Here is a 13761-nt window from a genome sequence, read left to right as displayed (position 1 = left end):
GCCGGACCTACGTAGCCTTTGTCCGCCCATACCGCCGCTTCGTCCCCTTGCACCAAGGCGTGACCGATGCATACCTCGTTGACGTTCGCTGGCGTCACCTGCGCCGCCCTCACCAACTGCGAATCGCGATCCACCGCCACATGCAGCTTGTAGCCAAATGTCGCCTTCGCGCCGCGTTTGGTCCAGGCAGCGTCCGGATCGGTGGCCGAACGTCCACCGCCTTTCTGTTTGGGCGGTTCGCTCACCGCCGCCGGTATCAAGGTCGCATCGATCAGGGTGCCTCGCCGCAAAATCAAGCCGTGTGCATCCAACTGCCGATTCACTTCCGCAAACACCGCTTCGGCTTGCCCTTGCAGGCTTTGGCGAAACCGACACAGGCTCGAATGATCCGGCACCTTCTCGCCCAGGCTTAGTCCCACAAAGCGCCGAAACGACAGTCGGTCGCCCAGGGCTTCTTCCATCTCCGGATCACCCAAGCCATACCAGCTTTGCAGCAACAGAATCTTCAGCATCATCAACGCCGGATACGCCGGACGACCCGTTCGGGCCGTCCCACGCGGCGTCAGCGCTTGCTCCAACGAGGACCAGTCAATCAAGGTGTCGATGCGTTCCAGGCGGGCGTTACCACCACCCACCACTAAACCATCCACCAGGCTCATCGTCGGTTGTTTGCGCATCACTATGGCCCTTCGTTGGAGCAATGCTTAGTTTTGCAAACTTCCCGCTTTCGCGGGAATGACGGCGAGAAAAAACCACACATCTCACACACGCAACATCTTCTTCTTGCGAACTGTCAAGGAGACGCATCACTAGGCAATCTCACACCTCCATTAAGAATGCTGATCGGCAATCCCGACCTGAAATCCGCGCGAATCACGTTGCGCTCGATCGGACGATGCCGCTTCTTCTGATTGCCGTTGAACACGCCGACTGCGCTCATATCGGCGGTGCCATAAGGTGTCGCAATCGACTCCGGTTGAATGACGCCCTCGATTTGGGCCAGCCAACTACCCTGCACGCCCGTACCGGACAAACCGATATCCGTGATATCCGCCGCAGTGGTCGTGATGGGATCGATCACCAGGTAATCGCCCGCGTTGGGTCCGGTGGTGCTGATGCCGGATACGGTGACCAGCTTGTCGTTGCCCACATAAGGGCTATTGAACAAGGCCGAGGTATCGCTGAAGCCCACCGGATAATCGGCCAGCACACCCGAACTGCTCAACGCAACGCTGTCGTTGCTATTGCCGTTGTACGGACGGTTGCTGCCATTGGCGATCACCGTGATCGGCAGTGGTGTGATGTTCGCCGTCGTGGTAGCGGTGGTGTTGAAAACATAGTTGCCGATGTCTGTGCCGCTACCGGTAATCCCACTGACTGTCACAGGCTTGCCATTGCCCGCGTTTGGATCACCAAACAGCGACGAATCGCCGGTAAAGCTCAACTGGTCGCCAGGCAGAACACCGGTGGCGTACAGCGACGTCGTATCCAGCGCATTGCCGTCGAACACTTTATTCGTGCCGGTGGCGTTGATGGTGATCGCCAACGGCGTAATGTTCGCAGTAGTGGTCGTCGTGGTGTTCAGCAGAACGTAATTGCCCGCGTCGGCACCGCTGGCGGAAATGCCATCCACCGTCACCGCCTTGCCGTTGCCGACGTTCTTGTCGGAGAAATTGGCCGATGTGTTGGCGAAGCTCACCTGATCGCCGGCAAGCACGCCCGTGCTGCCCAAGCCGACCGTATCCAATGTGTTGCCGTCATACACCTTGTTGGTGCCAGTAGCGCTCACGTTGATGCCTAGCGGCGTAATACTCGCGGTCAATCCGGTTGGCTGTACAAGTATGTAGTTGCCGGCATCCGTTCCGCTGACGGTCATGTCCGTGGTGATCGGCTTGTTGCTGCCAACATTCTTGTCGTTGAACAGGCCGACGTCGGCATTACCCAGCGTTACGCTGTCGCTGCCAAGCAGACCGGACAACTGCGAACCGGTGAGCGCATCCACTGCTGTTCCGTCGTAAACGCGATTGCTGGAGGTCGTGCCGATAACGGTGAGCATCGCGGGCGTAATCGTCACCCATTGATCGCCACCTACGAAGGTGTAGTTGCTGGAAAGCGCTCCGCCATTGCCGGTCAGGGTGAAACCGCTCAAGCCTCCTGAAGCGAAGCCTTGCTGCTCTCCCACATTCTTGGTGGACAAGCTACCTGTGCCTGATAACGTGAGCGTTTCGCCATGCACGCCCGTCAACACGCCGTTGTTGCCGAACAGGCTCGCAGCGGCATTCGTGGTGGCATCGTAGACGCGGGTGCCGGTGAGGTCGAGCACAGCCGGGTTGATCGTGGCGACCGTATTGGCCGTGGTGTTGAAGGTGTAATTGCCCGCATCCCGCCCGGCTGCAGTAATACCGTTCGCGCTGATGGAAACATTGTGTCCGGCATTCGGCGAAGCGAACTGAGAGGATGTATCGACAAAACTCACGATGTCGCCACCGATCAGTCCCGAGCCAAGCAGCGTGACACCGGCATTGGTCGTGCCGTCGTACGTCTTGTCCTGCCCAATCGCGCTCACCGTCACCGCCAAAGGCGTAATGGTGAACGTATCGGCGCCACCGGCCAGCGTGTAATTGCTGCCCAGCGCCGAACCATTACCGGTCAGCGCGAGATCGTTCAAGTTGAACGGGTTGTACGTACCGACGTTCTTGCTGGACGTTATGCCGGTACCACTCAGCGTCAAGGTGTCGCCGTTGATGCCGGTCAAGACACCGTTGTTGCCGAACAAGTTTGCTTCCGCATTCGTACCGCCGTCGTAAGGGCGCGTGCCTGACAAATTGAGTACGTAAGGCGTGATATTCGCATTGGTGGACGTACTGGTGTTGAAGGTGTAGTTCGACAAATCCAGACCCGTAGCGTTAATGCCCGTCACGGAAACCGCAATGCCATTGCCTGCATTAGGCGTTGCAAAGCTGGCTCCGCCGTAGCTGAAGTGGATGTCGTCGCTGGGCACCGTACCGGTAGCGTTGAGCGTAACGGCAGTGTTGGTGGTGCCGTCGTACACCTTATTCTCGCCATTGGCCGAGACAATCACGTTCAAGGGCGTAATGGTGATGCTGTCCGTCCCGCCCACCAGCGTGTAATTGCTCGCCAGCGAACCGTTGCTGCCGTTCAAGGTGAGGCTGCCCAGCGTGAACGGCTGATATGTGCCGACATTCTTGCTGGGTGCCGTGCCCGAACCGGTCAGCGTGAGCGTCTGCCCGTCCACGCCCGCGATCACGCCACTGTTGCCAAAAGTGCTGGCATTAACCGTGGTGGTGCCGTTGTAAACCTGTGTACCGGACAGATTGATGATCGCCGGCGTGATATTCGCGCTGGTGTTCGCGCTGGTGTTGAACGTGTAATTGCCGGCATCGGTGCCGCTGGCGGCAATACCATTCACCGCAATGCCGATGCTGTTACCGGCATTAGCGGTGCTGAAGTTCGCTGAGGTGTCGCTGAAGTTCACCGTATCGCCCAGCAGCACGCCAGTGCTGTTCAGGCCAACGGACGCCGTGGTGGTGCCATCGTAGGTCTTGTTGTTGCCGGTTGCTGCAACGGTGATCGCCAGTGGCGTGATATTGGCTGTGATATTGGTAGGTTGCTGCAGAATGTAGTTGCCTATGTCCGTACCGCTGATGGTCATAGCGGTGCTGACAGGTTTACTGTTACCTACGTTCTTGGTGTCGAAACTACCCGTGGACGCGTTGCCAAGCGTGACATTGTCCGAACCCAGCAAGCCTACCAGCGTGGAACCGCTCAGTGTCGCGGTGGTATTTCCGTCGTAGACCTTGTTGGCGGCCACGGTGCCGGCCACCGTCAACGTGGCGGGCGTGATGGTGACCCAATCCGTACCGCCGATCAGTGTGTAATTGCTGGACAGCGCGCCGTTGTTTCCGCTCAGCGTGAAATTGTTGACCGCTCCCGCCGCAAACGGCTGTTGCGAACCCACGTTCTTGGTGGAAAGCGCGGCGACACCGGAGCCGCCCAGCGTCAGCGTCTGCCCCGCGATACCTTGCAACACACCGTTGTTGCCAAACAGCGTGGTATTGGCATTGGTCGTGGCATCGTAAACACGCGTACCGGTTAGGTTGAGAATGACCGGCGTGATGTTCGCGCTGGTGGTCGCCGTGGTGTTGAAGGTGTAGTTGCCCGCGCCAGCTCCGGTAGCGGCGATACCCAAGACGTTGATCTGAACACCATTGGCGGCGTTGGGATTGATGAAATTGGCAGAGCTGTCGGTAAACGTGACGCTATCGCCAGCAAGGATGCCGCTGCTGCTCAAGTTAACGCTTGCCGTGGTGGTCGTGTCATAAACCTTGTTATTGCCGGTTGCGGTAACCGTGATGGCAAGCGGTGTGATGTTGGCAATAAGACCGGTGGGCTGCGTGATGGAGTAATTGCCTGCATCCGTGCCCGTCAGGCTCATATTGGTGGTTACGCCAATACCATTACCGACGTTCTTGTTGGCAAACGTACCGGTGCCGCTGTTGCTGAGCGTAACGCTATCGCCCGTGAACGGCGAAGAAAGCGTGGCGCCGGTCACCACGGCGGCGGTGGTGCCGTCGTAAACCTTGTTTTGTGCTTGCGCGCCGCTGATCGTCAACGCAAACGGCGTGATGGTGACCCAGTCGGTGCCGCCGATCAGGGTGTAGTTGTTCGGATTGGAGCCAGCGATGCCGGCGAGCGTGAATCCACTCAAGCCGCCGCTGGCAAACGGACGTTGTGATCCCACATTCTTAGTTGAAAGCGTGCCGGTGCCGCTCAATTGCAGCGTTTGTCCAGCCACACCTGTCAGCACGCCGTTACTGCCAAACAGCGAAGCGGCAGCATTGGTGGTTGCGTCGTAGACACGCGTGCTTGTGAGGTTGAGTATGCGCGGCGTGATGTTCGCGCTGGTCGTGGCGGTGTTGCTGCTGAGCACGTAGTTGCCGCCGTCTTTGCCTCCCGCAGTGATGCCCGCCACATTGATGGTGAGGCCGTTTCCAACGTCGCTCTGCGTGAAATTGGCAGAAGTCTTGGCGAACGACACGCTGTCGCCGGCCAGCACGCCGGTGCTGCTCAAGTTGACGTTTGCAGTGGTGGTGCCGTCGTATTGCTTGCTCTGCCCGGCAGCAGCTACCGAAATCGTCAACGGTGCGATGTTTGCGGTAATCGCCGTGGGCTGCACGATGATGTAATTGCTCGCATCCGTGCCGCTGATGGTCATGGCGGTGCCGACCGGCTTGCTGTTGCCTACATTCTTGTTGTTGAACGTGCCGGTGGTCGCGTTGCCGAGCGTGACGTTGTCAACGCCCAAGACACCCACCAGGGTGGAGCCGCTCAACGTCGCCGTAGTCGTGGCATCGTAAATCTTGTTGGCCGCCACCGTACCACTCACGGTCAACGTGGCGGGTGTGATCGTGACCCAATCCGTGCCGCCGATCAGCGTGTAGTTACTGCCGAGCGCGGAACCGTTGCCGGTGAGCGTGAAACCGCTCAAGCCACCGCTTGCGAATGGCCGTTGCGAACCCACGTTCTTGGTCGACAAGGTGCCGGTACCGCTAAGCGTCAAGGTCTGGCCATTGATGCCGGCAAGCACGCCGTTGTTGCCGAACAACGAGGCCGCAGCATTGGTCGTCGCATCATAGACACGCGTGCCGGTGAGGTTGAGCACGACCGGTGTAATGACACCGCCGTTGCCCGCTGCGGTCGTAGGCAACAGGTAGTTGGACAGATTCGTTCCGGCATTGGCGGAAAAATCGGATGCCACCAGCGTTGCGGACACGAACAAGCCGGTGCCCACATTGGCTTGTCCATAACTGGACGAGGCCGATTGCGTGATGGCGCCGCCTTGTCCGGTCACGAAGCCGGTCAGCGAGAATTCCGGTGGCGTAAGCGTCGCCGACGTCGTGCCGTCATACACCTTGGTGGGCGAACCTGTAATGGTGCCAGTGAGCGGTTTAGGCGTGATGTTGGCCGTCAAACCAGTCGGTTGCGACAAGGTGTAATTGGAAGCGGACGCACCCGAGATGGTAAATCCACTGGCACTTACCGCAAGGTTGTTGCCCACGTTGGCACCACTGAATTGCCCTGTGGCGCCACTCGACGACAACGTGACGGCATCGCTGCCGAAGAGGCCGCTCAAGCCGGCGCCGGTGGTATTGAGGCTGTCCGTGGTGGTGGCGTCGTACACCTTGCTGTTTGCGATGACGCCAGTAATCGTCAACGTAGCCGGCGTGATGTTGGCCGTCAGGCCCGTGGGCTGCACCAGCGTGTAATTGGCGGACTGCGAACCGCTGATAGTGAACGAGCCTGGCGTGACAGTGAGATTGTTGCCCACGTTCGCCTGCGAGAAGGTGCCAGTAGTAGCCGAAGTCAGATTGACCTTGCCGGCATCGGAGGTCACCAGGCCCGATAGCGCCGCCGCGCCGACATTGAGCGTATCGGCCGTGTTTGCGTTGTAAACCTTGTTGTTGGCATATACACCCGTTATGTAAAGCGGCGCAGGTGTAATGGTGCCGGTGCCTGATGCGCTCGTGGGCAACGTGTAGTTACTCAACAATGTACCGGCATTGGCGGTGAAGTTGCTGGCGATCAGACTCGCCGTGAGCCCTTCGCTGCCGGCGTTGGCGCTGGCGTAGTTGACCGGGCTGGTTGGTGTAACCGTTGCACCCTCGCCAGTGATGAATCCGCTCAACAAAATGTTGCCGGAGGTGATGGACGCCGCGGTGGTGCCGTTATAGACCTTGGTCGGATTGCCGATGATCGACGCGGTCAGCGGTGCCGGCGTGATCGTGCCCGTGCCGAAGGCGGTAATCGGGAATGTGTAATTGTTGAGATTGGTGCCGGGCCCTGCTGTGAAATAGGACTCGATCATGCTCGCCGTCACCGGCTGCGAGCCGACATTGACGGTGGCGTACTGCCCCGTGATCGTCTGATTGACGGTGGCGCTGTCGCTCCCCTTGAAACCGGATAGCGTGAAGCCCGACGCCGGTATGGTGGCAACGTTGTTGCCGTCATACACCTTGGTAGGGTTGCCGGTAATCGCAGCGTTGAAGCTGACCGAAACAGGCGCAGGCGTGATGGTGCCATAGCCGCTCACAAATGCCGGCAACACGTAATTGCTCAACAAAGTGCCAGCGCCAGCGGCATAGTTGGATGCATTCAACGATGTGCTGACCGGTTCCACGCCCGCGTTCGGCGAGCTGTATGTGCCGGTGGTCTTGTTGATCGTGATGCTTTGGCCCGACAGCAAACCGCTCAGCGCATAATTGCTGCTGTTCAAGGTGGCGGCAGTCGTGCTGTCGTAAACCTTGGTGGGGTTGTTGATGATGCTGCCGATCAACACGATCGGATTGATCGTACCGGTACCGGATACGCTGGCTTGGAAACTGTAGTTGGAAAGCAAGGTGCCAGACGCCGCCGTGAAATCGGACGCTTCCAGCGTGGCTGTTACCGGTATGTTGGTGCCTGCGTTGGGCGAGGCGTAGGTGGACGAACTGGTCTGCGAAACGGTGGCGCTCTGGCCCGCAACAAAACCGCTGACCGTGAAGCCCGCATTATTGAGCGTTGCGGCGGTGGTGCCGTCGTAGGTCTTGGTGGGATTGCCAGAGAACGTAATGGTGAGCGGTCTTGGCGTAATGTTCGCCGTCAGCCCCGATGGCTGATTGAGCGTGTAATTGCCCGCCGCCGTGCCGCCAAGGCTAAAACCGGTCGCCGAAACCGCGAGGTTGTTGCCCACGTTCGATTGGCCAAATAGCGCATTCACCCCCGTACTGGACAAGGTGACGTTGTCGCCGGCAATCGCGCCGCTCAATGTTGCGCCGCCAAGATTCAAGCTCGCCGCGGTGGTGGCGTCGTAGACTTTGTTGTTGGCAATGAGGCCAGCAATGCTCAACGCACGCGGCGTAATGTTCGCGCTGAGCCCTTGCGGCTGCGTCAGCACATAGTCGATGGCTTTGCTGCCTGTGAGCGTGAAACCACCGGCGGTAACAGCAAGACCGTTGCCGACGTTCGACTGACTGAACGTGCCGGTTGCGCCTGTGCTGCTTAGCGCAACAGAGCCGGCATCACCGGAGACGATGCCGTACAAGCTTGCACCACTCACATTCAAAGTGTCGACCGTGGTGCCGTTGTATACCTTGTTGGTTGCGAGCACGCCGCTGATGAGCAATGGCGCGGGATTGATCGTGCCGGGTCCGGTTGCTGTGGTCGGGAGTGCGTAATTGTTGAGATTGGTGCCGGCATTGGCGGTGAAATTGGTCGACACCAACGTTGCAGTGACGGTTTCCGGACCAGCGGTCGCACTGGCGTACGTGGCCGTTGCGTGCTGGCTTACCGTCGCGCCCTGCCCCGCGACGAAACCGCTCAGACTGTAATTGCTCGACAACACCGCGGCGCTAGTAGTGGCGTTGTAGACCTTGGTGGGATTGCCGATGATCGTCGCCGTCAACGGTGCGGGTGTAATCGTACCGACGTTCGCGCTGGCGATCGCGCCAGACAAGGTGTATCCATAAACCGGAATCGTTCGTGCCGCGTTGGTGATGCTGATGTTGGAAATCGAACTCGGCCCGGTTACGGTGATGCCTGTGCCCGCGTTTGCGGAGCCGTAGGCGCCCGTTGCCGTCGCGATGACATTGCCGTTGACCAATCCCGTGGTGGTCAGATTCGAACCGGCAATGGTTGCGGTGGTGGTACCGTCATAAACCTTGCTGACTGTGCCGGTGATGCCCGTGATCGTCAGCGTCGGTGCCAGGCGATACAAAAAGCCGTTACCCGTTCCTACCGGTGCAGTCTGAAACGGCGCGTTGTACTGGATGAAGTTGGGTGCAAGCCCGCCGGCGGTATCCAACGTGGGATTGCTGGAATAGATCAGCCAAGGCGCGGACGTTCCGGTCGATACCGCACTGGCGCCCGCGTTGTTGATGAAGTTGGCGGAGGCCGCCAACGTGACACCCGTACCGCCCCTGATGGCAGCGCCCGATGCGATGGTGAGATTGCCGCCCGTGGCGCTCATGCTTACGCCGCCTGCGCCCGTCACTGACGCATTGACGTTGATCGCATGGTAAGCCTGCAACGACAAACTCGCAGCGGCGTTGCTCCAATTGATCGCCGCGTTGACATTGATATCGCCGGCGCCCGCTGATTGCACGCCTACGCCAGATGCGCCAGTCGCCGTAGTTTGCTCTGTGACGTTGGTGCCGCCGTTGAGCGTGCTGGAAATCGTTGCCGCCGATGCGGCGTCGATGGTGAGATCGATCGGATCGACCAGCCATGTACCTGCGCTGCCATAAGGCGCCGCCGCAGTAATACGTGCGTCGCTTGCGAGATTGAAATGCGCGGCGGACGTCTCGATCGAACCGCCAGCGCCACCGTTGGGCGCACTCGCATCCAGCGTGCCGCCGACGTTCACCGTGCCGGCCTGCATGCCGCCTAACAGCACGATCGTACCGTTGCGATGCTCAAGGGTGCGAGCCTGTACGACACCAGTGTTGTTCACCGCGCTCCCCAACACGGCGTCCTTCGCGCCAGCGGTCATGATCACGTGACCACCATCGGCGGAGATGAGCTGGCGGTTTTCTGCAAGGTTGTTCAGCGTGCTGTTGTCGACTCGCACATGCAGCAACTGGTTGGCGCTGAAGGTCAGCGTGGCCGCGCTACCACCCACCAATGCAACAGTGCCGAGTTGTGCGCTGATCACTCCACGATTGGAAACCTGGTTGCCGATCAAGGCGGCATAACCGCCGTTGGCGATGCGTATGCTTCCCTCGTTGATGACACTGCCCTTGCCCGAACCACTGAAACGGCGCGTGTCGGAAAGCAGGCTGCTGTCGTCCAGATCCAATGTCGAGGCGATCAAACCACCGACGTCCACCTGCGCACTTTGCCCAAACAGAACGCCGTTCGGATTGATCAGCCACACTTGGCCGTTGGCTTCCAGATGACCATAGATCTGGCTGGGCGTAGCACTGAAAATGCGATTGACCGCAATCGCCTGTGCGCCTGGTTGGACGAAATCCACTGTCTGGTTCGGCGCGATATCGAAGCTCTGCCAGTTCAGCGTAAGCGTTGCGCTGTTCTGATGAATGATCGTCGTCGTGCCGATTTGCTGGATCTGTCCCGAGCCCGCGACAACCTGGCCGCCAACCATGCCATTGCCGGCATGCGCGATGCCCGCCACGCAGAGCGATGCTGCCAACACCGACAGCATCGCCCCTCGGCGTATCGCCTTCGGTTTGTTCAATGCATTTTTGGATGAAGCAACCGACCTGCCACTCGCCAATTCAGACGCAGGTACCCATTGCTGGCAAGCATGGCTCCAGCACAGACGATAAATTCGATTCATGGCTCAAAACACCCGGGCGTGGACGATTCCGCGGCACGCATGCTTCCAGATGACACGCGTTGCCACGGTCCCAGAACAAAACCAGTTGCGGTGATTCAGAAGCCGAAGATGGAAAGCGATCGCTCATGCGGTCCCGCATGAAATGGATCGAAAGCGCCAGACATGTCGATGGATTATCGACAAGCGCATAAATCAAAAGGCCGGCAAATCCTTTCTGCCAGCCTGCATCCTTGTGTACAGCTACAGCGGAGCTCCTCTCCTCTACCACCTGGACACCTCTCGCGATAAAGACACGTGAGTGCCGACTGTCAGTCACTCACGCTCGCTTTGGCGATGTCCCCTAACACAGCCTCACGAAACCAAAACCACGATACCGATGTTGCGCTTGGTGAAGCGACGGCGATTTTAGACCTACAAATTCCAAAATAACAAGGAACTGCGCATGGTTAGAGCAATATGCTCCATTGTTAATGAGACATGATGGTGGCGTGTAGGAACGGTGGAGTTGGAGGTTAGCGCCCTTCTAAAAGCCGCGAAACCGCGCATAGTCAGTTATGAAGGTCGCCTTACCTCTCATGGCCGTCATTCCAGCGAAAGCGGACGCGCTTTACAACAGCGAAGCTGGTCAATCTGTTTTCAATGGATGCATCAGAGCAAGATGGGTTCCCGCTTTCGCGGGAATGACGGCTCCTGCGTAACATTCATCATGGCAGTTGTGTTACGAGACCGCGCAAACCCCAACATCCTCATGCACATGAACATGGCGATGCTGGGGTTATCACCCCAACCCTACAGATGTCCTTGCGTAAGCTCATCTGCAAGGCGTGGCAGGTTGTAGACCTTGCGCACCGATTCCACCAGCGCCGCAGTATCGACAGCCACGGCGCGATTGATGTTGCCGTCGTAAACGAAATCGCCGCCGAGCGAGTGAATGTTGCCGTCGAAGATCAAGCCGACCGCATGGCCTTCGCGATCAATCACTGCACTGCCGGAATTGCCGCCGATGATGTCGTTGTCGGTAACGAAGTTCATTGGTGTGGACAGATCCAGCGTGCTCTGCGCCTTCACCCAGCTGTCCGGCAGCTTGAAGGGATCGGCACCGGTGGCGCGCTTGTACAGGCCATCGAAATGCGTGAACGGCGGCACCGGCGCACCGTTTTCATTCCAGCCCACCACCTTGCCGTAGGAAAGCCGCAGCGTGAAGGTGGCATCTGGATAGCTGGACATGCCTTCGCGATCGAAGCGCGCCTTGGCGATGGTTTCATCGGCCTTGTCGGTGGGCGCGATGACTTCATCCTCGTACGCCTTGCGGATCTTGCGTGATTCGGGATCGATCTGGCGCGCCAACTGGATCATGGGATCGTTCGAAGCATCAATGGCCTTCTCGCCTCCCTCCCACAGTTGTTTGCGCACGGAAGGATCGGCGAGCTTGGTGCCGCTTACCAGGTGCTGCGCAAGCTCGTCGGGTGCTTGCTTGCCCAGCACTTCATGCACGGTGGAATCATCCGCACCCAGCACCTGCCGGAATTTCTCCAACGACCAGGAAAGCATGGTCTGCTCGAATTTCGGATAGACCGGTGCGTCCGATTCCAGCGTGTGTTCCACAGCTGGCAGATTGGCTTCGCGGAACTCCGGCAAGCGTTCGCCGTCGGGCTTGCCGCGCTCGGCCGCAACACGCACCAGCGTGCGCGCGTAGTCGAAAAGCTGCGCAAAACGCCCGGTGAAACCTGCGCCATTTTCCAGCATGTCGAAGCGTGCTCGCAGATCCTTGCTGCGCTGTTGCGCGTGTTCCAGATCTGCCCACGGATCGCCATATTTCGTGCGGCGTTCCGGCGTGGCGGCCATCCATGCGCGCAACGATGCATCCTGCTTCTTCTTTTGGTCGACGAAATTGTCATCGGCCAAGGTCTGCAGCCAACCATTGAATACCTTGATGGTGTTTTCCAGACCAAAGCGCAGATCTTGTGCTTCCTTCGTCTGTTCGGCACCTGCGCGACCGTATTGCCACAGCACGCCACGCAGTTCCGACAGGAAACCATAGAACGGCACCAGGCGCACATCGCGCATCGCTGACAGTTGGATCCACGGAATGCCGCGTTGGGTCTGCCCCGGATTGCCGATGACGAAGGTCATGTCACCCGCTTTGGGTCCCTGCGACGAAAACTTGAAAAACTGAGGCGTGCTCGCCGGCTTGTCATTGATGTAGGCGCGGAAGAACGCCACATCGAGGTCATAACGGGGAAAATTGAAGTTGTCCGGATCGCCACCGAAGAACGCAATACTCTGCTCAGGCGCGAACACCAGGCGCACGTCCTGATAGCGATGGTATTTGTACAGCGCGTAGCGGCCACCGTTGTACAACGTGATCACATCGCAACGCCAATTCTTGGCATCGCCATTGACGCAGGATTGCTCCAGCTTGCTGTCGATGGCGCGCTCCGCTTTCACGCGTTCCGCGCCGGTCTTTCCGGCGGTGGCAGCGTTCACCTGCGCGGTAACGTCGGTAATGGATTCGAGTTGGTTGAGCTCGACATCGGGACACTTCGGCTCGTCTTCCTGCTTGAGCGCGATGTAGCCGTTGGACATGTAGTCCTCATGCCCCTTCGAAAGCTGCGAAAGGCAACTATTGGCGCAATGGTGATTGGTCATCACTAACCCATTGGCCGACACGAACGAACCGGAACAGCCTTGGGCCAGACGCAGCGCCGCATGCTGCACCAAATCGATCCATTGCTGGCTGGGTGTAAAACCGTAACGCTGCTGCATCTGCTTTGTTGGCAGATGATCCAGCGCCCACATGCCTTCGTCCGCCATGGCGGTTCCTGCACACGCAACGAGCAGGCCGGTCAATGCAATACCGAACATTCGCTTCATGGTCATTCCCCATAACGGCGCAGTGCGCCGAGTGAAGCGAGTATGCGAGGGGTGTTACAACATAACAACATGACGCTCGGCACAGGGCCGGGATGCCAACCTACAACGTGATTGGCGTCTCGCCTCAGCTGGGCGTGTCGTTTGTTGGTGGATTGCCTGCGGCGCTTCCGGTCGCGAAGCGACCGGGTCACTTTTCTTTGCGGGCCCAAAGAAAAGTAACCCAAAGAAACGGCCTGAAGAGCTCATGGCCTGTGCAAGTTACAAGCCTGAAGGATGACGCCTTGCTTTGATCGTTGGCGGGCCCAGCTTCCACCGCGCCGCTATACCGCGAGGCGTCGAAGCATTGAGGGCTTAAAGCGCGCCTGCCAACAAGTTGAGCTCTACTGAGATCTGCCAGATCAGCCAGATCTGCCTTAAGTCCTCAGCGCTTCGACGCCTCGCGGTATAGCGGGGACATAGAACCATGGGCGACCAACCACCTACCTAGCCATACACGTTCAGGCTTTTCCCTTCCCCATGCCATGAGCCTGTTA

The 13761-nt window shown here is 58.8% G+C and carries 3 protein-coding genes; all 3 read right to left on the bottom strand.

The window, feature by feature from the left end:
- Positions 1-677, bottom strand: a 677-nt coding sequence (locus tag QQJ86_RS15340) for an IS5 family transposase (RefSeq protein ID WP_284321850.1), incomplete at its 3' end; no start/stop codon positions are given.
- Between the two features lie 116 nt (positions 678-793).
- Positions 794-10354, bottom strand: a complete 9561-nt coding sequence (locus tag QQJ86_RS15335; protein WP_284321849.1) for a YDG domain-containing protein — start codon at positions 10352-10354, stop codon at positions 794-796.
- Positions 10355-11143: 789 nt separating this feature from the next.
- Positions 11144-13228 (bottom strand): S46 family peptidase, encoded by a 2085-nt coding sequence (locus tag QQJ86_RS15330; protein WP_284321848.1) that lies wholly within the window; start codon positions 13226-13228, stop codon positions 11144-11146.
- Positions 13229-13761 lie beyond the last annotated feature (533 nt).

This window comes from Dyella acidisoli (assembly GCF_030160295.1).
Taxonomy (GTDB): Bacteria; Pseudomonadota; Gammaproteobacteria; order Xanthomonadales; family Rhodanobacteraceae; genus Dyella_B; species Dyella_B acidisoli.
This window is presented reverse-complemented; position numbering and strand designations above follow the sequence as displayed.

Excerpts from the sequence above, each read along its gene's own strand:
- QQJ86_RS15335 (WP_284321849.1), bottom strand. The coding sequence starts at position 10,354 with ATGAATCGAATTTATCGTCTGTGCTGGAGCCATGCTTGCCAGCAATGG.
- QQJ86_RS15330 (WP_284321848.1), bottom strand. The coding sequence starts at position 13,228 with ATGAAGCGAATGTTCGGTATTGCATTGACCGGCCTGCTCGTTGCGTGT.